Raw genomic sequence first — 23,085 nt, forward strand, 5'->3', positions numbered from 1 at the left:
AGATTGAGCCATTGAGCGTTTATTGCAGGTGCGACACCAGACTCTCTGCTTAAAAAGTCTAATAATGACTGGCTGACTGGCATTGGCAGCAGGATAGCGGATTTCGGTTTTCAAACGGCCATTGTGCCGCAGCTCCTGTGAACCACAAAAGGGGCAGCTGGGCTGCAGCAGGACAGCTTGGTAAACTTTTTGTTTATGGCCGTTAACCAAGCGGAAGAAACAATCTTCAAAAACAATGTTTTGATCTTTAATATCAAGAGCAAATTTAATATAATTATTAAAAGAGGACATAATTCAAACCTTCTATAAAATATTGAGTGGTGTTAATATTTATTACAAGAAGCAAGAGGAAGATGTCCTCCTTTTTTATGCAATAAAAAACCTATTAACAGCTTACCACATGGATAAGTCATCAACAGGATAAATTATAGAGCCACTTAAATAATATAGTCGAGTTAATAACTCGGCTATTTTTATGCAAAAAAATCGATAGATAATGAAATGATATGAAACATAAACTGAATGTAAAACAACAAAAGTTTTGTGATGAGTTCAATTAGGAGTAGCAATGCAGCAAAAACCCGTTTCAGCTATTGGGGGAAAGTTCTGTTGAAAATGAAAACCTTAAAAAACCAAAACGTTTTTCCTTAAAGCAAATTTAGTCTAAAGTAAAGGCTTAAAAAAAGTTGTAGTACACAGAATAGTATTGCAGCTTATTTTAGTAACTTAAATGAAGGGTTAAGATTCATACTTTTTTGAGCTCTAGTAAAATTGCCAATAAACTCATCAATCGCTGTGTGCTTTAAATAGTAATAGCATAATTGTTTATAACCAATATTCTCCACTTATATCACGATTGAGTTTATCAAGTATATAGACTCCAATTAAAACTCTTTTTTGATTTTCTGAACAACTTTCAAAGGACTTATCATCCCTCTAAATTACCGATGTATCAACGCCTTTTACTATGAAACTATTCTATTAGCTAAATATCTAAGATTAGCCCACTTGCACGTCTGCTTAAAAATATGAAGTCTAATATGAAGTTTTTTAGCTCATTTTGAGCTAGTTTCAGAAAACTTGAAAAAACAAAAATGCCTTTATACCAGCGTTTAAGCCATCTGATATAAAGGCAAAATCTTCTTTATCGGGAAAACAGGATTCGAACCTGCGACCTCTACGTCCCGAACGTAGCGCTCTACCAAGCTGAGCTATTTCCCGTTTATTAAAAAAACTCACCGCTTTTGGTGAGTCTTTTTTCTAGAGCGGAAGACGGGATTCGAACCCGCGACCCCCACCATGGCAAGGTGATGTTCTACCACTGAACTACTTCCGCAAGACAAATATCATTATAGCAAACCAATCTCATTTTGCAACCTTTTTTAGTAAAATAAATCCGTAAAATAAGTATTTTAACGGGAAAGCTTGCCTTTTGAGAGTTTCTAAAACATAATTGCTAGTAAAAGGTAGTATTCTGTTATACACAAATATGAAATCATATCACTGTCAGATAAAAAGGAGGGTTACAGAATTGCAAAAAGAACTGGAAAAACTTGTTAATTTAGATTCTGGTAAAATCACTTTTGATGATAGTCAAATCGACTATATGTTGCAAAATATCGGAAACCTTGACCCACATCTTCGTGATGATGTTGTTTATACGCTTTTTGCTCGTGGCTTTTTTGAAAATTCATTTACTTCAAAGCAGAAAGCAAAAATTTTTGCCAATTTTATCAATTCAAAAAATCTGTTTAAGGGCATCGATCAGCCAGAAAACGATTTAATTTTTCTCAGAACATTCAGTGCATTACTGGGTTCCCTAATTTTAGATGACGATAAAAAGCATTCAATTTTAAATGCGACCGAACGAAAAACTCTTTTTAACTGGAGTATTTCCTATTTGAAGGAAGAAAAAGATTTCCGCGGTTATGTTAAAGATAAAGGCTGGGCTCACAGCGTTGCTCATGGTAGCGACTTTTTAGGCTCTACTTTAAGTCATCCAGATTTTACAACAAATAATACTGCTGATATTTTTGCCATAATTGAAACGGTTTTTCAAAATATGCAAGGACCGTTTATTGATGATGAGGAGCAACGGTTAGCTTTTGCCTGTTTTGAAGGCGTTCATTTCGGTAAAATACCGACTGCTGAGTTTAATTCGTTTATTAACTGCTATAACGAAAAAATTTATCAGCAGCTCGCAGAAAATGATCGCATCAGCTGGTATCGATTAAGTTCCTGGCTCAAATTACTTCAAAACTGGTATTTTTATTTTTCAAACCAGTCTGTTAAAGATAATCTACTTTCGAAAATAACTGCCTATAACGAAAAAATGGGTTATACATTGTAGGAAAACTAAAAAAGAATCCCTAAAGAAGGATTCTTTTTTAGTAGTGTCATTAGCTTTGCTATAGTGCTAGCAAAACGATTAATTATTATTTGCTCTTTTTCTTCATGTCTTCTTCGACTTCGCGCTCAATATCTTCAATTCGCTCTGGACGCATTGTTGGGAATAAAAGCACATCCCTAATTGCAGGTGCATCTGTCAACAGCATTACCAATCTATCGATTCCGATGCCCAAACCACCTGTTGGCGGCATACCATATTCCATAGCACGCAGGTAATCTTCATCAATCATATCAGCCTCATCGTTTCCAGCTTCACGCTCTGCCATTTGCGCTTCAAAACGTTCGCGCTGGTCATCAGGGTCATTTAATTCAGAAAAGGCATTGCCATATTCTTCGCCCATAATGTAAATTTCAAAACGATCGGTAAACCGAGGATCATCAGCATTTTTCTTAGCCAATGGTGAAATTTCAACTGGGTGACCGTAAACAAAAGTAGGGTCAACAATTGTTTCTTCGCAATATTTTTCAAAGAAGGCGTTAATGATATGACCAACTTTCCAGAAGCTTTCAACCTTGATGTCGTGGTCTTCAGCAATTTTGGTTGCTTCTGCTACGCTCATCTTTTGCCAGAAATCAACGCCGGTCTTTTCCTTAATCATATCTACCATATGAACGCGGCGGAAAGGCTTACCCAAATCAATGTTTGTACCCTGATAAGTAACTTTACCATCTTCTGATACAACTTTAGCAGCTGCACGAATGATGCCTTCTGCTTCATCCATAACATCATGGAAATCCCAGTAAGCACAGTAAGTCTCAAGTTCAGTAAATTCGGGGTTATGGTGAGTGTCAAGGCCTTCATTTCTAAATACCCGACCAATTTCGTAAACTCTTTCCATATCACCGACAATCAGACGCTTTAAAGGCAATTCCAGAGCAATTCTCATGTACAAGTCAATATCTAAAGCGTTGTGATGAGTAATAAATGGCCGTGCTTCGGCACCACCTGGAATATTGTGCAGAACGGGAGTTTCAACTTCCAAAAAGTCCTTGCTGTTCAAATAATCACGGATAGCTTGGATAATTTTAGTCCGATTTACAAAACGCTCGTAACTTTCACGGTTAGTAATTAAATCAAGATAACGTTGACGATATATTTGTTCAACGTCTTTTAAACCATGATATTTTTCAGGCAATGGCCGTAAAGCTTTGGACAAAAAGGTAACATGAGTTGCGCGAATCGTTAACTCACCGGTATCAGTTTTCATAACTTCACCGTCAATGCCTAAGAAATCACCAATATCGGACTTCTTAAAGATCTTATAATTGTCTTCACCGACAATGTCCTTACGAACATAAATCTGTATTTTGCCTGTCCGATCATAGAGATCGGCAAAACCGACTTTACCTTTACCCCTTTTAGCCAGCATTCTGCCAGCAATTTTGGTCTTAGGCAATTCTTTATTTAGCTCATCTTTATCATCTTGAGAATATTTTTCATTCAAAGACCGCGCTAAGTCTTGCCGATCAAACTTTCTCATTCCAAAAGGTTCGATGCCATTTTCTCTTAATTCGTCTAATTTTTGGCGTCGAACGATTAATTGGTCATTCATTTCATTTTTAGCCAATTACATTTCCTCCATTATTAATTAACTTCACTTCTGACAGCCCTTTGTTTTTGCCTTTTTTCATAATCATCAACGAAATTGTCAAGCAAATCATAAACTTCTTGTGCCGTCCAAACCTCATTTATTTTAGCACGAGTACGTGCAGAACGGGGAACTCCCTTTAAATAGTAGGCTGCTTGCTGGCGAAATTCAGGAACTGCAATCTTTTCCCCTTTTAATTCAACTAAACCTTTTAATTGGTGTTTAGCTGTAGCAACCTTTTCACGGACAGTCTGCGGTTTGAGTTTCTCACCGGTTTCTAAATAGTGCACCATATTTTTAACTATCCAGGGATTGCCCAAGGCTGCCCGACCTATCATAACTGCAGTTGATCCAATCTCATCCAAAGCTTTTTTAGCTAATTCCGGCGTCGTTATATCACCGTTAGCCACAAAAGGAATGTCAAGCACTCGAGCTACATCGTGTAACGTTTCCCAATCAGCTTCTCCCATGTACATTTGCTTACGGGTTCTGCCATGCATTGCGATCATGCTGGCACCGGCTTCCTGAGCAGCTAAAGCATTTTCTACTGCAAAAATATGCTTGCGATCCCAGCCAATGCGCATTTTGACAGAAACTGGTTTTTGCACATTTTGGACAACTTTATGTACCATTTGGTAAATTTTATTAGAATCAAGCAGCCATTTAGATCCCGCATCTGTTTTCGTTACTTTAGGAACCGGACATCCCATATTAATATCAATAATATCAGCAGCAGTATGTTGGTCAATATATTGTGCTGCTTCAAGAAGAGTATCCTCTGTTCCACCAAATATTTGAATACTCATAGGATGTTCTTGCGGGTTAACCTTCATCATTGACATAGTTTTCTTATTACGATAAATAATGCCATGATCTGAGATCATTTCACAGACAACTAAACCAGCCCCAAATTCCTTACAAATCATTCTAAAGGCAGAATTTGACACTCCAGCCATTGGCGCCACCACAACACGATTGGGAATAGTTATATCACGAATTTTCCAACTGTTATCCACTAAATCACCCTTTCAAAACACCATAATATCTTAACAAAAAGGATTCTATAAGCAAAATTCATGGTACTTTTCGTAACAAAAAGTTAACCCTTGATATCTATATAAATCTTTAATTACTTTTCGATAAAAAATTTTCCAGGTGCAACTCTATTATAATAACGCAAAAACGGTTTTTGGCTAGCTTCATCAACTGAAATATTAATTACACCAGCATTTTGTATTTCACCAACCAAAGTTATTTTGGGGATGCCTAAAACATTCTGAACCAATGAACGTGAAGCTGTGCCATGAAACACTAATAAAACCGACTCATTTTCATGATTATTGATTAAGTCATGCCAGAAATCCATTAATCTATCTGCCAAATGTTGGTAAGTTTCTCCTGAACAATAATCACTATAATTTTCTTTAAAATAGCCTAATTCATCAAATACTTGCGGATATTTAGCAATTATATCATGTACATCTTGACCATCCCAGTTGCCGTAATTCATTTCAGATAATCTGTCATCAACAATAATTTCATGCTTGCCATGGTTTAAAATTTCTGCAGTTTCACGGGCTCTTTTTAAAGGGCTGCTATATACACAATCAATTTTATTAATGTCAAAACTGTCTCTTAAGTTTTCTGCCTGTTTTTTACCTTTTTCATTCAGTGGTAGATTTGTTCCTGACCCGTTAATACCAAAAGTTTTATTAGTATCTGTTTGGCCGTGACGAACAATATACACATTCAGCATTTAATTTTCTCCTTTACTTTTCATTCATCTCTTTCATTATAGCAAAATTGGTACTGACCGCATCTTTAATCTTAAAAACTATAATACTATTTTTAGTATTTCCAAATCATTTTTCAACCCAATATTTAATTTAAAATCAATAAAACTGCATTCTAGTGGCAAAATGAACAATATTAATCAGCCTTTTTAGACAAAATAGTTTTTAATTCATCTTCTGTGTAGTGGTATTTATTGCCACAAAAACTACAAGTCAGCTCAGCTCCGTGATCTTCATTTATCATGGCTTCGATTTGACTTTTTTTCATTGTTGCTAAAATCTTACCATATTTTTCCTTAGAACAATCACACTTGAAGGCAACTTCATCTTTTTCTAAAATCTTACAGTCATCGCCTAGAATCATAGCTGTCAATTTTTCAGGAGTCAAACCATCTAAAAATGCCGTAGAAAGCGCAGGTAAATTGTTGATGCGATCAATAGTTTTCGTAATTAAGCTATCTGTTGCACCAGGCAATGCTTGTAGCATGAATCCACTTGCTTCACCGATAGTATTATTAGGGTTGACAAATACAGATAAACCGACAGCTGATGGTATTTGTTCTGATTTTGTCAAATAATAGGCAATATCTTCAGCAATTTCACCGGAAACAATAGGTACTTGACCCGTATATGGTTCCTTTAAGCCCAAGTCTTTAGTTACTTCAAGCCACCCTTCGCCAACTGCTTTTTTAACATCAATATGACCATTCTTTTTTGGTGGTAATGCAATGTGAGGATTTTTAACATAACCCTTAACAGTTAAATCTGATTTGGCTGTCACAATCGTGGGACCCACGGGTCCATTGCCTAATAGTCTGATAGTCAGTTCTTCCTTATCGGTAAGTTCTGCTCCAGCTAGTAAAACCCCTGCAAGTAAACTACGTCCAAGAACGGCAGAAGAAGCTGACCAAGTATCATGACGAGTTTGTGCCTCTTGAACCAAACCTTTGGCAGTTATTGTTAACAGACGTAAGTTTTTCGATTTATCAATTGCTTTGATTAAATAATCATTCATTTTATTCTCCTAAAAAAATAGAGCCTAATTGTAGGCTCTATTAAATATTACTCTTGAGGATGATCATTTTCACTAGGTGACTGATCGGTGTCATTAGAATTTTGCTTTCCTGTAGAATCTTCATTTTTAGATTCTGAAGAATTTAACTCATGCTCTTTTTCTTCTTTATCTATCTCTGATTCTTTTGGAAATTCATTCTTTTCTGGATTCTCAGGATTACTTTCTTCTGCTTCCTCATTCTTTTGGGCAGGTGATTCCAAAGAGCTATCTCTTTCTTCCTGTGCCTTTTCAGAATTTACAGTGTTCTTTTTCTGAGATTGATTTTCTTTCTTTTCAGCAGCTGCTTTAGCTTCTTCATAAGTTGAAGCCTTTGATTCACTAGGATATTCCTGTTCGGTCTTTTCAGGCATCTTGCCTGTGGTGTACAGAGACATAATCTGCTTTTCATCTAAAGTTTCATACTTAAGCAGAGCTTCAGCAATAATGCGATGTTTTTCGCGATTATTTTTCACAATCTCAACTGCTTTAGCGTGAGCTTCGTCAAGTAGCTTCTTAACTGCTTCATCAATTTTGGCAGAGGTTGCTTCACTATATGGTTTAAAACCATACGGATTGGTTTCGCCTTCTTTTTCCAGTTCTACCATTCCTAATGAGTCTGTCATTCCGTAATTAACTACCATACTGTGGGCAATTTGTGTTGCTTGCTCGAAGTCGTTAGAAGCACCTGTTGATTGATCACCAACTACCACTTCTTCACCGGCACGGCCACCCATTAAACCAACGATTTGTTCCATTAACTGTTTCTTGGTTAGCAGGAACTGGTCATCTTTAGGCAACATCAAGTTATAACCACCTGTTCTGCCATGGGGAACAATAGTTACTTTACGTACCGTTCTTGAATCACTTAAAACTAACCCGCAAATAGAGTGACCGGCTTCATGGAAGGCAACTCGACGCCTTTCTTTTTGAGAAATCAAGCTATTTCTCTTGGCAGGACCAGCAATAACGCGATCTTCTGCTTCATCCAAATCAGCAGCAGTAATATTTGTGCCATTACGTCTTGCCGCAAGTAGAGCGGCTTCGTTAAGTAGGTTGGCCAAGTCGGCACCGACAAAACCTGGCGTCTGGCGAGCAATTTCCTTTAAGTCAACATCATCAGCCAGAGGCATGTTTTTGGCATGAACACGTAAAATAGCTTCACGACCGCGAACATCAGGAGTTCCAACCAAGATTTTTCTGTCAAATCTACCCGGCCTTAGTAAAGCCGGATCTAAGACGTCGGAACGGTTAGTAGCTGCAATAACGATTACGCCTTCGTTACCTTCAAAACCATCCATCTCAACTAACAACTGGTTTAAAGTTTGTTCACGTTCATCATTGCCACCGCCACTGGCATTGCCGCCACGTCTACGCCCAATGGCATCAATTTCGTCAATAAATATAATACTTGGAGCATTTTTCTTAGCATTGGTAAACAGATCACGTACACGACTGGCACCAACACCGACAAACATTTCAACAAAGTCAGAACCTGAGATTGAGAAGAATGGTACATTCGCTTCGCCCGCTACGGCACGAGCAAGCAACGTTTTACCAGTACCCGGAGGGCCCTCAAGTAAAACACCCGAAGGAATTTTAGCACCAAGCTTAGTAAATTTAGCTGGGTTCTTTAAAAACTCAACTACTTCTACTAATTCCTGTTTCTCTTCTTCTTCACCAGCAACATCAGAAAAACGAACTTTATTTTTCTTGGGATCCTCAGGTTTTACATGAGAGCGCCCAAAGTTCATAATGCCGCCATTACCGCCTCGGCCACCGCCGCTTTGACTGACCATCATCCAAAGCATCACAATGAAGAGAATAGTTGGCACCAGCATCACAATTGTGGAAATCCAGTTACCAGACTGTGACTCCCCTTGAGTCGTCATCTTAGTGCTGCTCTTTTGAGCTAAATCTTGAACTTTAGACACGCTTGAATCGTTTTGCAACATTGTAGTTGAAAAACGTGATACTTTTGAGCCTGAATTGCCATTAAAAAAGTCAAAACTGTTTTTTGACTGGCTTTTACTTTCCTGTGTTTCCTTATAACTACCCGAAACAGTATAAACACCATTTGCAGGTTGAACGTTAAAATTCTTAACTTTTCCCTTGCGCAAATCACTGACAAATTCAGAGTAGCTGATATTTTCACTGCTACCAGAATTATCTGATCCACCAAGTGCCCAGTTGATTCCTCCTAATAACAAGAGAAAAACAACTATATAGAAAAGACCATTTGAAAACAGCCGATTCCGGTTATTTTTCATAAAAAACCTCCACAAAGTTTCTAGAGATATACGAATAAAAGTTTATCACAAATTTAGGTTGCGCTCTAATAATTTAAAATTTCTTATTAAATGTCTTCATACAAAAAGTAATTTGTCTCATTAGAACTGACCATTTGATTAGAGTATGTTCTTTCAATAAAAACGACTTTATCACCAGCATAAATAGTTAAGCAATAGGGGCGCAATATATTTGGAATACTACTTTGAGCAAATTTTTTCTTACTCCTTGCATGATTGCCATTTTGTAATAACAATTTTGTTCCGGGTCTGATTGAACCTACCCTAATTTGTTTTTTATTTTCTGCAACAAATTGACCAATTAACTTTAGGGACTCTTCTGATTCAAGTGAAAGCAAAAATTTACGATTATTAAAAGAAAACATTTGACCCACATTGACTTTTTGGGTTATCGGTAAAGCAGGTAATTTATTAAAAAGATAAAAAAAGCCTTGGTAAGCAATTAAAGTGAAATTGGCTAAATTCTTATTAACGCGTTCATGCCACTTATGCCAAATAAAGTTTTGCCAAAATGCAGTTTTTTCTTCGTTGCTCAAATCTTCTAAAGCACTTATTTCCAAACGGTAGGCTATACCTAAAAAAGGTTCCGGTTGCTTTAACTGAGCAAAACTGTTATTTGCTATTGCAGTTAACAAACTAACTTGTTGGCTAAATCTGAGAGCATTACGACCAACTTGCTTGTTTTCCTTTTTGAGCAATGGAATCACATGGTGACGCAGCTTGTTGCGCAAGGTATCATCTTCATTGTTGGTCTTGTCAATCACATAAGATATTTGCCGCTTATAATCGTATAACAATAAGTCTTCTTTTTTCTTACTTAAAAGTGGTCTTAATAAAGTCATACCTTGAATTTTGCTAATTGGCTTTAAACTGTTCATTTCACTAGGATAACCAGAGCGTATAAACTTAAGCAAAATATTCTCAAGCAAGTCATCCATATGATGGGCTGTTAATAAATAATCACCCTGATTTTGCTGCATCACCTTCACCAAAAAATTGTAGCGATACTTTCTAGCAGCAGCTTCTATCCCAGTAGCAGGATGTAAATTTTGAGGCCAAATTCCGTTAACTGACTGAATGCCTTTATTCACGCAGTACGCAGAGATCACTTTTTCCTCTTCCAAAGAATCAGGTCTGAGCTGGTGGTCTAAATGGGCTGATATCAACTTAAAATGATATCGTTTCTTTATTTGATAAAGCAGATCTAGCAGGGCTAAAGAATCTGGTCCTCCACTAACTGCAACAACAAGGGTTTTACCGGTTAATGGCAAATGATTTTCTTTAAAAAAGTTATCAATTTGCATAACTAATCAAATCTTTTTCTAATTTTTTGATTTCTTTTTTAGCATCAGACACTGTTGTAGACAATACTCTGGTAAAATCAGCTTTTTTAGTGTCTGAAAAAGAATTAGTATGATCAATTAAATCGGGATCATTAACTCTCATTTTAGAGAGTCCAATTTTACCTTTATAGTTATGAATAATTACTAGTCGTATCTGCTCACCAACATGATAATTGCTTTTTTCACGTAACCAATTATTGCCAAAATCACTATGATGAACTAATCCCGTCTTATGATGAGAAAGCGTAACAAAAATGCCTAAGTCACTAATGTTATTAATAGTTCCTGTCACTCTCTGTCCAACTTGGTATTTCATTAATTATTATTTTTTCCTTCAGGTAAATTGTAAATTGTTTCGTTTGGTTTAGAATACAAAAATTTGAACCGCACTAGTTTAGCCACGTAATCAGGATCTTTCAAATCGTTTCTTTTTGTTATTAAAACCTGCTTTTGATTGTTTATTTTTTTAAGAGCCTTTTTAGAAGTTTGTACTTGACTATTAATATGCTCAGTTTGAGCATGAGTAACTCCAATTTGTACTCCTAAAAATGCGAAAATAGCCACAAAAACTGCGATAATACGATTGCGCCTAACACGATGTACTTCTTTTGCTCTTTTTTCCTGTTTACGTTTCAGACGAGCAACCTGCTCTTCCGGACTAAGTGAATTATATATACGTGGACCGTTCATAATTTTGACCTCTATTACCAAAACAAATACTATTTTAATTATAACAAGACCACTTATAAATGTCATTAAAGATAAAAACTAATTTATCAATTCGTATAATTCACTTGCTTCAGCTTTTTTCGTAGTTTCTTTAATAGCACAGACTTTTGCTTTGACTTCTTTTGAGCCATATCCAACTTCAATAATATCTCCAATTTTGACATCATAGCTGGACTTAACCACATGATCATTTACCTTGATTCGACCTTGGTCAGCCATTTCTTTAGCTATTGGACGCCTTTTAACTAATCTTGAAACTTTTAAAAATTTATCAATTCTCATTTTTTTCTCCTTATTTTTGTATGATATCACTGACTGCTGACATAAATGTTACTAAATTAGCAAATAGTTGCCGGTGATTTATGTTTTCGGGTAATTCCAGCAATACAACTAGTCTCTTAACTGGAGAGAGACTGATTTTAACCTTATATGATACATGTTCTAGAGCTTTGAAAATATTTGGTCCCTGCAATTCACTAGATGCTTCTTTAGCAAACTCAACTTTTACTTCATGATCATTAACTTTAGTAATGTTGCGTGCTTGAGCCAAATCTGCTTCAGCTTTTAGCTGTGAAACAGCTAGCAGATTTTCTACCGGCTCAGGATAATTGCCAAAACGATCAATTAATTCATCTTGAATTTGTTCGATATCATCTGTACCAGCCGTTTTGATCTTTTTATAAAACTCTATTTTTTCCTCCTGGTCGCTAATGTAGTCATCAGGAATATATGCTTCAAGCCCTAAATTGATTTCAGCATTGCTTTTTTTGACTTTCTTTTTACTTTTACGGTTTTTAATTGCATCAGACAGCATTTGAGAATACAAATCATAACCTACGCTGTCAATAAAGCCATGCTGCTGTGCTCCTAACATATTGCCAGCTCCACGGATTGATAAATCTCGCATGGCAATTTTAAAACCAGAACCCAGTTCAGTAAAATCGCGAATAGCATCCAACCTTTTTTCACCGACTTCAGTTAAAACTTTATTAGGCTGGTATAAAAAATAAGCATATGCTAAACGAGCACTGCGTCCGATTCTGCCACGCAATTGATACAGCTGACTTAAGCCATAATGATCTGCATTTTCAATCAGCATAGTATTAACATTAGGCATATCAATACCCGTTTCGATAATTGTTGTGGTGACTAAAATATCAAATTCTCTGTTTAAAAAGCGATACAAAATATCTTCCATTTGATTTTTGCTCATACGGCCGTGGACACTAACAATTCTAGCACTTGGCATTAGATTCTCTAATTCTGTTACTACGTCATCGATGTCACCGATATGGTTATGCAGGTAAAAAACTTGACCACCGCGCGCAATTTCCCTCTTACAAGCTTCCTTAATTACACTCGGTATTTGTTCCATCACGTAGGTTTGAATAGGATAACGATTAGATGGTGGGGTTTCCATGACTGACAAGTCTCGTACGCCAATCATTGACATGTGCAAAGTCCGTGGAATTGGCGTTGCAGTCAAGGTTAAAACATCAATATTGGCTTTCAGTTCTTTTAGCCTTTCTTTATGCTTAACGCCAAATCTTTGTTCTTCATCAACAATGAGCAAGCCTAAGTCTTTAAATTTTACATCTTTTGAAAGCAAACGGTGCGTTCCCACTACTAAGTCAATTTTGCCTTCTTTTAGTCCTTCTGTTATCTTTTTAGCTTCAGCGGGTGTTTGAAAACGGGAAAGGGCAGCATAATTGACGGGAAAATTTTTAAACCTGTCCTGAATCGTTTCATAATGCTGCTGTGCCAAAATTGTTGTAGGTACTAAAAAAGCTACTTGCTTGTTATCTTCTATTGCCTTAAACGCTGCTCTTAAAGCTACTTCAGTTTTACCAAAGCCTACATCCCCCACAAGCAAACGATCCATCGGTTTTTCTTGCTCCATGTCGTGCTTAATTTCTTTAATTGAACGCAGCTGATCAGGCGTTTCAACATAAGGAAAAGCGTCTTCAAACTGTCGCTGCAAGTCATCGTCTTTTGAAAAAGCAAACCCCTTTTCCGATTCTCTTTTAGCATACAAGTCAATTAAGTCATCGGCTATATCTTCAACTTTAGATTGTACTCTGCTCTTAGTCTTGGCCCACTCACTACCGCCAAGTTTATTAACGTGTGGCCTCTTGCCCTCTGAAGCAACATATTTTTGCACCAGTTTCAGCTGATCTGCTGGAACAAATAATTGATCACCATGCTGGTAAGTAATGGTAATATAATCTCTTTTTACACCATTATTTTCTAAAGTTTTTATTCCTTCAAAGCGTCCAATTCCGTGATTAACATGAACAACATAATCTCCTGGTTTTAATTCAGTATAACTCCGCAGTCTTTGAGCATTCTCCATAGTTTTGATTCTTCTACTATGGTGAGTTACCTTATTAAAAAGTTCTCGCTCAGTTAAATAAACCAGGTTATTATTAGGTAAACTAAAGCCACTGGTAAAACCACCAATGGTAATTTGAGTTTGATTTTCTATTAAATCGTTTGACTGTACAACAGGAACATCCATGCCAAACTCAGCCATTGTCTGACTAATTTGTTTAGCTCTTTTGTCGTTATCAGCTTGTAAAATTACTGTCTGCCTTTTTTTCTGATATGACTCTATTTCAGACTTGATTAAGGGCATTTGGCTAAAAAATTGTTGAGGTTCCCTAGTCTGCCAATCAAATAACTGTCCTAGTTTTACACGGCCAATACTGCGCTGAAATAACGAGAAATAGATATGATTATGTTGGTCTTGCGACCAATTTTCATGAAAATCACTGCGCAATTCTTGTCCTGGAATCATTGCCCCAGTTTTTAATTCATCATCAATGAAACTTGCGTTTTGTTCATCGACAGACTTAACAGACTGCTCAATTAAAGGCCAGTCATCCAGCATTACTATTCCTGAATCTGACAAATAATCTAATAAATTTTTAGGTTCAGCTATTAAAAAATCTGCCAAAAAAGCGTAATTTTGCGGTAAAAACCCATTCTCCAATTCATCCAGGGATTCTGCAAAATGATTATTAACATCTTTTTCAGGTGCAGGAGAATCTGCTATAGCCTTTTTTATCTCTTGTGCTGCTTGTTTGAAATTATTAGCAGAAAAAATCCGATCTTGAGCGGCAGTTACAACTAATTGATCAATTTGGTTTTGACTACGCTGACTAGCTAGATCAAATTCCTTAATGGTATCAATTTCGTCACCAAAAAATTCAATTCTAACTGGATTTTCTCTATCAAGAGGATACACATCCAATATATCTCCCCGTAACGCAAACTCCCCTGGCTTAGCTACTAAATTTTCTCGCTGAAATCCTACCTGCACAAGCCAGTTAGTCAGTTCTGACAGGTCATATTCATTCTCTGGCGCAAATTGGCGTCTTGCTGCCCCATATTTTTCCGGAGCAGACAACTTATATTGCAGTCCCTGCGGGGTAGCAACAACAATACCCGCTTTTCGACTCAATAAAAAATTAAGTGCCTGAATGCGACTGCTTAATTCATCAGGTGAAGTAACAGCAGTTTGAGTCGCAATTGAAGCGTCTACTGGAAAAATTTGCACACTATCTTCCGGCATAATAGCATTTAATTCACTGTAAATTTTTTGTGCTTTATTTTCGTTTTCCTCAAGCAAAATTAACGGCTCATTTAGAGTCTTTACTATTTGACATAAGAGCAAGTCAAAAGCACCGGCATTTGCTCCGGTGATTAAAGAATTTTTTACTTTGCTAACATTTGCAATAAAATTTATCAGATCATGATCTTTTTCGATAATATTTGTTAAACGCATTTTTAATTATATTTGTTCATTAAATACTGTGAGTTTTTTCCAGCAATAAAGTCAGTTATGACTTCACTAGCCGTTGTAAAAGCTTCATCCATCAACTTTTTTTGTTCAGTATTAAATTGTGATAAAACCCATGAAACAACACTGGCTTCTGTAACATTATCAGGATGCCTAATACCAATTTTCAGCCTATTGAAGTCGTTAGTGCCAAGATCACGTATAATACTTTTAATACCATTATGGCCCCCAGATTTGCCATTTGCACGGATGCGGATTTTACCTAAAGGCATATCCATATCGTCATGAATAATCAAAATTTCTTGTGGATTAACCTTGAAAAAGCGGGCAAATTGAGCAACTGATCTTCCCGAATCATTCATAAATGTTTGTGGTTCAAGCAAGATAACATCAGCGCCAGCAATCTTCTGCTTTGTATACTTTCCTTCAAACTTTTCTCTTTCAAGTGTTAGGCTATTTTTTCTTAAATAATAATCTAAAGCCATAAAGCCAGTATTATGTTTTGTTCCGTCATATTTTTTGCCTGGATTGCCCAGACCTACTATAATTTTCATCAAATTTCCCCTTATTTTTTATCGTAATAATGATAGCACAATCAGCTGCTTTAATTTTTTCAAAGACTATTACACTTTGATTTCATTAGCTAATTTAGCTTTTTAAATTGTACTGCAAGTGCTAAAATCATTTTGAATAGTTATTTTCCTTTCATATTTATTTAATCCTTGATTTGTTTATGATATAATTGTTGGGATTATTTTTACAACGGAGGCAGTTTCATGCTTATCAAATCTTTAGTTATTAAAAAAGATTACTTAACAACAGTTAACGAACACGCTACGCTTGAAGAAGCATTAAAAATTTTGGAAGATTCGGGGTTTAGGTGTGTACCGATTTTAGATGATACCGGCACTATTTTCCGCGGTAATATTTATAAAATGCACATTTACCGGCATAAATCTCAGGGTAAGGACATGAGCCTGCCAGTTACATATTTATTAAAAAATGCTACTAAAACCATCAAGGTTAATTCACCATTTTTTAAAGTTTTCTTCACAATTAAAGACTTACCTTATATTTCAGTCCTAGATGAAGACAATAAATTTTATGGTATTTTAACCCACTCAAGACTGCTTGACATGTTATCAGATGCTTGGAATGTAAAGACAGGATCATATGTACTTACAGTGTTAACTGATAATTCTCGTGGTAATTTGGCTAAAATGACCAAAATTATCAGTAAATTTTGTGCAATAGCAGGTGTGATGAGTCTTGATGCATCCACAGCTGGTGAAACAAACAATGCTGTGAGACGTATCTTGTTTACATTACCAGCAGGACTTACTGAAGATACCTTAAAAGAAATTGTTAGACGACTTGAACGTAAAAGTTATGTTGTTGCTGAAATTGAGGATCTTCAAGCTGGAATGACACTGATGAGTGATGAAAATCCTGGTGTTTATATCAATCAAGAAAATAACAATTAAATATCATCATTATAAAAAGCACATCATGTTGATGTGCTTTTTTGCTTGCCTATTTTATTAATTAAAGTATTTCCGCGGCAAACGATCATCAAGCAAACAGGCAACTTCATAATGAATGCTATCAACATAGTCTGCTGCCTTTTTGATACTGTTTGGTGCATCTGGATCATTGGAAATCAAAATCACTTTGGTTCCTACTGCCATTTTGCAAGGCAATTTAACCATTAGCTGATCCATGCAAACGCGCCCAACAATAGGACAATATTCAGACCCCACCTTAATTTTAAAGCCCTGAAACTTACGTATGAAGCCATCCGCATAACCAACTGGTACCGTCCCGATAATCTCATCTTGGTCAGCAATATAAGTTGAACCATAACCTACGCCCTGTCCCTTATGAATGGTATGAACCTGTACTAATTCACTAACAAAGGACATTGCTGGCTTTAATTTAATTGCGGTTTTTAAATCCGGGCCTGCTGGATTTGATGAAGGGTTTAAGCCATAAATCCCAATACCAAAACGAACTAAATCACTGTGAACTTTTTTATTAAAAACACTGGCTGCAGTGTTATCAACGTGAATCCATCTCGGCTTTAACTTCAATAATTTTTTAAAATGTGCGAAACGGTCAACTTGATTCAGAAAGTAGGAATCATCATTACTGTCAGCTGAGGCGAAATGGGTAAACATTCCTTCAACATTAAAATTTGAATTATTTAGCAAAAAATCGTTTGCTGCAATAAATTCGTCATCTTCGCTAAAGCCAATGCGACCCATGCCAGAATCCACCGCTAAGTGAATTTTTAATTGCAAGTGATTCTGACTTAGTTCTGCTTCAGAATCTTGTACCCATTTTAAGTTAGGAACTGTCAAAGAAATACCATTGACAGCTGCTAGCGAAGCATATTTTACGGGAGTCACTCCCAAAACCAGAATTGGCTGAATAATTCCAGCTCTTCGCAATTCTAACGCTTCGTCTAAAATAGCAACGCAAAAACCACTGACACCAACTTTGACTGCTTCTTGAGCAACTCGTACTGCACCATGACCGTATGCATTTGCTTTAACTACGGCAAACAGCTTTTGTTCAGGTCTTAAATGTTTAATTTCTTCTTTAATATTTTGTCTTATTGCAGCTAAATCAACATATACTGCTGCAGGTCTGTGAATTCCAGGAACCATGTTTATTTCTCCAAAACAATTAATGTAACTATTTCATGCCGATCATGAGTAATACTAGGAAAAATTTTGCCATCAAATTTAGCGGAAGTAGTAATTGGGTGACCCAATTTATCCCACAACGTTTCTACATCCTGCAAGCCAATACCTTTACCAAAGCCTGTTCCGATAGCTTTGACAAAGGATTCCTTGATAGAAAAACGACCACCTAAATATTCCGCTTTACGTCTACCTGAGAGTTTTTGATACTGCTCGAATTCTTTGGGAGTTAATACTTTACGAGCAAAATTATCCCCTCTGGCAATGATTTTTTCTACACGTTCAACTTCAATGGCATCAATGCCGACTCCAACAATCATTTTCTTTTCCTCGTAATATCAAAAATATAATACTAAAAAAGAGTTGTAAATTGCCACAACTCTTTTTTAGTAAAAACATTAACCTTTTTTATTTTTAATAATAAAATTTCTGCCATTACCGGAGCGGCGAGAATGGCCTCCACGATAATTGCCACGGCTGCGGTTACGATCACCGCGATAGCCCCCACGACTATTTCTGCCATGACTATAGCGACCGCGGCCACCACGACCATTACCCTTATACGGCAATGGTTTTTCCGAACTAATTTTGACCTCAACATTTGAAGAATCTTTTGACAAATTCTTCAGAAAAGCTGATACCAAATCAACTGCTGAATAATTTTCTAATAATTCGTTGGCATCATCAGTATATTTAGATAGATCATCTTTCATTATGTCTTCAATCTTAGATTTAGCCACTTTAAGTTGGCCCCTTAAAGCCTGATCATCAGATGGCGGACGCAAAGGGGTCATCTTTTTCTTGGTTAATTGCTCTATTGTACGCATATAACCAATTTCATTTGGCGTAACAAAAGTGATGGAACTACCATTTTGACCAGCACGCCCAGTACGACCAATGCGGTGAACATAAGAGTCGGGGTCTTGCGGAATATCGTAATTATAGACGTGAGTAACGCCTGAAATATCCAATCCACGTGCAGCCACGTCTGTTGCCACTAAAATATCTAGTTTTCCAGCACGGAACCTTTTTAAAACAGTAAGTCTGCGAGCCTGGGTCAGATCACCGTGAATTCCCGCTGCATTGTAGCCACGGGCCTGAAGTCCCCTGGTGACTTCGTCAACTCGGCGTTTAGTTCTAACAAATACCACTGCCAAATCAGGACTTTCAACATCAATCAAACGGCACATGATGTCAAATTTTTCTGAATCCTTTGCCCGCACAAAGTACTGGTCGATTAGGTCGGCAGTTAATTCTTTGGTCTTAATGCGCACAATCTCCGGGTTATTCATGAACTTTTCACTAATGTTCAAAATTGGCTTAGGCATTGTGGCACTAAATAATAAGGTTTGTTTGCGATTTTTAACGTAACTTAAAATACTTTCAATGTCTTGGATAAAACCCATGTCCAGCATTTCATCAGCTTCATCTAAAACAATGGTATTAACATTTTCTAAATTAATAGTCTTGCGTTTTAAATGATCAAGTAAACGTCCCGGCGTACCTACTAAAATTGCAGGCACATGGTTCTTAAGGGAACGAATTTGCCGACCAATATCAGCACCGCCATATACAACCTGTACACGAGCATTTTCATCGCGCCCCAGCCTGAAAAGTTCTTCCTGAGTTTGAATAGCAAGCTCACGTGTAGGCTCAATAATCAATGCTTGAATAACCTTTTTATGTTTATCTAAATTTTGTAAGATAGGAAGCGCAAACGCTGCAGTCTTACCAGTACCGGTTTGAGCTTGTCCAATTACATCCTTGCCTGCTAAGGCTAGAGGAATTGTCTGTTCCTGAATCGGTGTTGCTTCTTCGAAGCCTGAACGCTTAATCGCTTTTAAAAGCTCATCTTTTAATCCTAATTCTGAAAATTTCACTAAATTCTCCTTATCTAAGCCGTTCTACTACTTTTTCCAGGTGCATCCCGTGGGAGCCTTTCAAAACAACAATGTCGTTCGGCTTAATATCATTTTTTAAATCTGCAATCAATCGTTGCATCTGATCTTGTGGGTAATAATGCAAGTTTTTAGGCTGATAACTTTCCTTAAGCGCAGCTGCCAAATGCGCCATTTCTGTACCATATAAATAAACTTCATTAATCACTTGGGGATCAAGACAATCTGCTAGACCTGCATGAAGATCAGCTGACCTGTGCCCTAATTCTAACATATCACCCAGAACAGCGATTCGCCGACTACCTGCAGGTACCTGAATTTGACCAAAACTGGTAATTACAGCACGTACAGCAGTCGGATTGGAATTATAGACATCACTCATGATGTCTTCTCCAACGTCGCCTTTTTCCCATTCCATTCTGTCAGCTGTCGGAGTAAATTTTTCCAAAGCAGTAGCTATTTCTTCATCACTTTCACCAAAATGCCTGCCGACACAAAGAGCAGAAAGTGCGTTAGAAACATTGTGTTTGCCAATCATCGGAATAGTAAATTTATGATCAGAGTTATTAATCGCAAAAGTCGCATGATGCTTGTAGCTACGATAGCCTGTCGCATAGACTGTATCATTTTTGGCAAAACCAAAAGTAACTTTTGCTTGTGATATTTTTGCCGCCCGTTCACGTAAAAGTGGTTCATCCCCGTTATATATTAGTTCGCCATCTTCACGTAAAAAGTCGGTAATTTCCATTTTAGCATCGGCAATTGCTGCACGTGAACCTAAAAATTCAATGTGAGCTTCGCCAATCATCGTAATAACTGTAACGTCCGGATGGGTCAATTCACTTAGTTGATGCAGTTGTCCAGCATGATCCATACCCATTTCTAAAACCAAAATTTCTGTATTTGGTTTCATGTCTAAAATAGTCATGGGAACGCCAATTTCATTATTAAAGTTGGCATCAGTTTTATGAACATTAAATCTCTTCGCTAAAACAGCTGCCGTCATATCTTTAGTAGTGGTTTTACCATTTGATCCAGTAATACCAACAACAGTGGGGTTAACCTTATTTAAGTAGTACTGTGCCAGTTGCTGCATGCTAGTTAACGGATCATCAACTTCTAAAACTGCGATACTATCAGGTTTATTAGGGTGGCCCTTTTGCCACAATGTAGCACTTGCCCCATTGCTAATTGCACTATTGATAAAATCATGACCGTCTCTATCGCCCTTTAGAGGTACAAATAAGCCGCCTGCAGCGATTTTTCTAGAATCAAAGGCAACAGAAGTAATAACGGTCTGATCATTGCCTTCACACTTTGAATTTATTGCTTTGGCTATCTCTGCCAGTTGCATTTTCATCTTTTTATCTCCTAGCCGAAAAGAGTTTTTTGCTAAAGTACTAATTATACTCCTTATTTAAGTAGTATAACAATTATGCTTTACATAAAAAAGCAGCCCCAATGGGACTGCCTTCCACCAGATTGAAGATATTACTTGTTGTTCATGCCATACTTCTTGTTGAACTTTTCGATTCGACCATCGGCCTGAGCAAACTTTTGCTTGCCAGTGTAAAATGGGTGAGAATCTGAAGTGATTTCAACACGAACTAGTGGGTAAGTTTTACCTTCATAATCCACTGTTTCTTTTGGCTTTAATGTTGAACCAGCAACAAACTTAGCACCAGTTGCTGAATCCATAAAGACTACTTGTTGGTAATCTGGATGAATATCTTGTTTCATATTTATTACTCCTTTGCCATGACTCCTATTGCAAGTCATAGATTAATCGATTAACGTTTAATACCTTATCATCTTTAAAGGCAAAATTCAAGACTTATTTATTATAGCAGCTGCATCAATTTAAAACAATGTCACTCGGCTTAACTTCTTTGCCAAAGTATGGTTTGAGTTCCTTATTGTAATCATCAGTAAAGAATTTTTTATTTGCTAACTTAGTAATTTCTTTATTCGTCCAATTTAAAAGAGACTTATTACCCTTTTTGACCGCCGGGGCAATAAATTGATTAGGTCCGATGTTCTTAATTCCAACAGTGTAATTAGGATTCTTCTTTACCCAAGCATAAAGATATGAATTGTCATCTGCTAAAGCGGCAGCACGCTTATTTTTAAAAGCGTTAAATTGCTGCGTTTTAGAGTCAAATTTCAGTAAATCAACCCCACCCTTTTTGGTAAAGTAATTTTCTGCTGTTGTACCCTTGTTGACAATCAAGTTTTTACCCTTTAGCTGAGAAGCGCTTGTAATTGGTGCATTCTTAGGAGAAATAACTCCGACTGATACCTTCATGTATGCCTTAGCAAAATCAACAACTTGTTTACGCTCAGGTGTTTCTGTAAAGTTAGCTAAAACAATATCGGCTTTATTTGAATTAAGAGTGTCAACGCGATTATTCGCATTAACTTGGATAAATTTTACTTTGACACCCATATCTTTAGTCATTTGCCGTGCAAGACGGACATCATAACCCACACGGTTACCATGATCATCAACCCAACCATAAGGAGGCAAATCGCCAAATACGGCAACTCGCAAAACGCCCCGCTTTTTAATCGCAGTCACGCTGCTTTCATTGGCATTATTGCTATTATTTTTTGATGACTTAATACCAAAAAATGCAGCAACTGCAATAATTAAAACTACTAAAACACCAATAATAATATTTCTGCTTTTATTTTTCTTCATTATTTACTCCTTAAAAGTCCATACTAGTCAAGAAATCACGAGCACGATCTGTTTGGGGATGTTCAAAAAATTCTTTGCCAGGTGTATTTTCCAAAATTTTGCCCTCTTCTAGAAATAAAACCTGATCTGCTATTTGGCGTGCAAAGTTCATTTCGTGGGTTACGATAATCATTGTCATATGATCAATACGGGATAAATCGGTCATAATTTGTAAAACGCCCCGAACCATCTCGGGATCAAGAGAAGCTGTAACTTCATCAAACAACATTACTTCGGGGTGCATGGCCAGTGCTCTGACAATAGCAATTCTTTGTTTTTGTCCACCAGACAATTCTCGAGGATAAGTATCAACGTATTTTTCTAATCCTACTCGTTTTAACAGCTGCAGAGCCTCTTTTTTGACTTCTTCTTCAGGTCTTTTTTGTACTTTTACCGGTGCCAGCAAAATGTTTTCAAGAACGGTAAAGTTAGGGAACAAATCATAACTTTGAAAAACCATGCCAATTTTTTGACGTAAAGCCTGCCAATTTTTAGCATCGTTCTCAATCTTTTGTCCTTTAAAATAGAGCGAGCCACTTTTAAAATCTTCCAAGCCGTTTAAGCACCTAATTAAAGTACTTTTACCAGAACCGGAAGGACCTAATAATGTCAGCACTTCACCTTGATGAAGCGTAAAACTAATATCATGTAAAGCTTGCCAATCACCATAAAACTTGTTTAGATGTTCAACGCGTAAAACTTCTTTTGTCATTTATC

At 36.8% G+C, this 23,085-nt stretch carries 20 protein-coding genes, 2 tRNA genes and 1 pseudogene; 2 read left to right on the top strand and 21 right to left on the bottom strand.

All coding sequences use genetic code 11. The features are described 5' to 3' along the window. The 3 genes and pseudogenes from ACZ2M0_RS00005 to ACZ2M0_RS00015 all read right to left on the bottom strand — a co-directional run. Positions 1–291 (bottom strand): annotated as a pseudogene (locus ACZ2M0_RS00005) (ISL3 family transposase); the annotation flags it as partial. An 856-nt stretch (positions 292–1,147) separates the two neighbouring features. Further along, positions 1,148–1,221 (bottom strand) — tRNA-Pro (locus ACZ2M0_RS00010). Between the two features lie 43 nt (positions 1,222–1,264). Further along, positions 1,265–1,336: transfer RNA gene (locus ACZ2M0_RS00015), tRNA-Gly, on the bottom strand. A 195-nt stretch (positions 1,337–1,531) separates the two neighbouring features. Between ACZ2M0_RS00015 and ACZ2M0_RS00020 the strand changes: the two genes are divergently transcribed. Continuing rightward, positions 1,532–2,350, top strand: coding sequence for a DUF2785 domain-containing protein (locus tag ACZ2M0_RS00020; RefSeq protein ID WP_045928463.1), 819 nt, complete (start codon positions 1,532–1,534; stop codon positions 2,348–2,350). An 85-nt stretch (positions 2,351–2,435) separates the two neighbouring features. On the opposite strand, the gene lysS is transcribed toward ACZ2M0_RS00020, so the two are convergent. The 11 genes from lysS to pth all read right to left on the bottom strand — a co-directional run bounded on the left by lysS (position 2,436) and on the right by pth (position 15,579). After that, positions 2,436–3,977 carry a lysine--tRNA ligase gene (lysS, locus tag ACZ2M0_RS00025; RefSeq protein ID WP_490058063.1) on the bottom strand — a complete coding sequence of 514 codons (1,542 nt, stop codon included), beginning with the start codon at positions 3,975–3,977 and terminating at the stop codon, positions 2,436–2,438. A 17-nt stretch (positions 3,978–3,994) separates the two neighbouring features. Continuing rightward, positions 3,995–5,014 (bottom strand): tRNA dihydrouridine synthase DusB, encoded by a 1,020-nt coding sequence (gene dusB / locus ACZ2M0_RS00030; protein ID WP_122052771.1) that lies wholly within the window; start codon positions 5,012–5,014, stop codon positions 3,995–3,997. A 113-nt stretch (positions 5,015–5,127) separates the two neighbouring features. Beyond that, positions 5,128–5,754, bottom strand: coding sequence for a histidine phosphatase family protein (locus ACZ2M0_RS00035; RefSeq protein ID WP_294760128.1), 627 nt, complete (start codon positions 5,752–5,754; stop codon positions 5,128–5,130). 173 nt (positions 5,755–5,927) lie between these two features. Beyond that, positions 5,928–6,806 (bottom strand): Hsp33 family molecular chaperone HslO, encoded by an 879-nt coding sequence (gene hslO / locus ACZ2M0_RS00040; protein ID WP_490058064.1) that lies wholly within the window; start codon positions 6,804–6,806, stop codon positions 5,928–5,930. A 47-nt stretch (positions 6,807–6,853) separates the two neighbouring features. Next, entirely contained in the window at positions 6,854–9,112 is a 2,259-nt protein-coding gene (ftsH, locus tag ACZ2M0_RS00045; protein WP_490058065.1) for an ATP-dependent zinc metalloprotease FtsH, read from the bottom strand. An 86-nt stretch (positions 9,113–9,198) separates the two neighbouring features. Beyond that, positions 9,199–10,455 carry a tRNA lysidine(34) synthetase TilS gene (gene tilS, locus ACZ2M0_RS00050; protein ID WP_490058066.1) on the bottom strand — a complete coding sequence of 419 codons (1,257 nt, stop codon included), beginning with the start codon at positions 10,453–10,455 and terminating at the stop codon, positions 9,199–9,201. After that, positions 10,445–10,810 (bottom strand): S1 RNA-binding domain-containing protein, encoded by a 366-nt coding sequence (locus ACZ2M0_RS00055; RefSeq protein WP_046332471.1) that lies wholly within the window; start codon positions 10,808–10,810, stop codon positions 10,445–10,447. The genes tilS and ACZ2M0_RS00055 overlap by 11 nt, the downstream gene beginning before the upstream one ends. After that, on the bottom strand, positions 10,810–11,187 hold the full coding sequence (locus ACZ2M0_RS00060; RefSeq protein WP_046332974.1) for an FtsB family cell division protein: 378 nt from the start codon (positions 11,185–11,187) through the stop codon (positions 10,810–10,812). Before ACZ2M0_RS00060 ends, ACZ2M0_RS00055 begins: the two co-directional genes overlap by 1 nt. Positions 11,188–11,262: 75 nt before the next feature. Continuing rightward, positions 11,263–11,505, bottom strand: coding sequence for an RNA-binding S4 domain-containing protein (locus ACZ2M0_RS00065; RefSeq protein WP_034981430.1), 243 nt, complete (start codon positions 11,503–11,505; stop codon positions 11,263–11,265). 10 nt (positions 11,506–11,515) lie between these two features. Beyond that, positions 11,516–15,010: a transcription-repair coupling factor gene (mfd, locus tag ACZ2M0_RS00070; protein WP_490058067.1), complete on the bottom strand. Its 3,495-nt coding sequence runs from the start codon at positions 15,008–15,010 to the stop codon at positions 11,516–11,518. Positions 15,011–15,012: 2 nt separating this feature from the next. Continuing rightward, positions 15,013–15,579: an aminoacyl-tRNA hydrolase gene (pth, locus tag ACZ2M0_RS00075; RefSeq protein WP_490058068.1), complete on the bottom strand. Its 567-nt coding sequence runs from the start codon at positions 15,577–15,579 to the stop codon at positions 15,013–15,015. A 222-nt stretch (positions 15,580–15,801) separates the two neighbouring features. Between pth and cbpA the strand changes: the two genes are divergently transcribed. Beyond that, on the top strand, positions 15,802–16,509 hold the full coding sequence (gene cbpA / locus ACZ2M0_RS00080) for a cyclic di-AMP binding protein CbpA (protein ID WP_046332474.1): 708 nt from the start codon (positions 15,802–15,804) through the stop codon (positions 16,507–16,509). 57 nt (positions 16,510–16,566) lie between these two features. Here cbpA and alr read toward each other — a convergent pair whose 3' ends face one another. The 7 genes from alr to ACZ2M0_RS00115 form a co-directional block, all read right to left on the bottom strand. Further along, positions 16,567–17,694, bottom strand: coding sequence for an alanine racemase (gene alr, locus ACZ2M0_RS00085; RefSeq protein WP_490058069.1), 1,128 nt, complete (start codon positions 17,692–17,694; stop codon positions 16,567–16,569). 2 nt (positions 17,695–17,696) lie between these two features. Continuing rightward, entirely contained in the window at positions 17,697–18,050 is a 354-nt protein-coding gene (acpS, locus tag ACZ2M0_RS00090; RefSeq protein WP_046332477.1) for a holo-ACP synthase, read from the bottom strand. A gap of 78 nt (positions 18,051–18,128) precedes the next feature. Then, positions 18,129–19,610 carry a degradosome RNA helicase CshA gene (gene cshA, locus ACZ2M0_RS00095; protein WP_490058070.1) on the bottom strand — a complete coding sequence of 494 codons (1,482 nt, stop codon included), beginning with the start codon at positions 19,608–19,610 and terminating at the stop codon, positions 18,129–18,131. A gap of 10 nt (positions 19,611–19,620) precedes the next feature. Next, positions 19,621–20,988 (bottom strand): UDP-N-acetylmuramoyl-tripeptide--D-alanyl-D-alanine ligase, encoded by a 1,368-nt coding sequence (locus ACZ2M0_RS00100; RefSeq protein ID WP_490058071.1) that lies wholly within the window; start codon positions 20,986–20,988, stop codon positions 19,621–19,623. A 131-nt stretch (positions 20,989–21,119) separates the two neighbouring features. After that, the gene (locus ACZ2M0_RS00105; protein ID WP_034981446.1) at positions 21,120–21,368 is read right to left on the bottom strand and encodes a type B 50S ribosomal protein L31; all 249 of its coding nucleotides are present in this window, start codon (positions 21,366–21,368) and stop codon (positions 21,120–21,122) included. 115 nt (positions 21,369–21,483) lie between these two features. Next, the gene (locus tag ACZ2M0_RS00110) at positions 21,484–22,329 is read right to left on the bottom strand and encodes a transporter substrate-binding domain-containing protein (protein ID WP_490058072.1); all 846 of its coding nucleotides are present in this window, start codon (positions 22,327–22,329) and stop codon (positions 21,484–21,486) included. Between the two features lie 10 nt (positions 22,330–22,339). Then, positions 22,340–23,080: an amino acid ABC transporter ATP-binding protein gene (locus ACZ2M0_RS00115; RefSeq protein WP_490058073.1), complete on the bottom strand. Its 741-nt coding sequence runs from the start codon at positions 23,078–23,080 to the stop codon at positions 22,340–22,342. Between the last annotated feature and the right edge of the window lie 5 nt (positions 23,081–23,085).

The organism is Lactobacillus sp. VURO6/B1 (VP7), assembly GCF_058139575.1.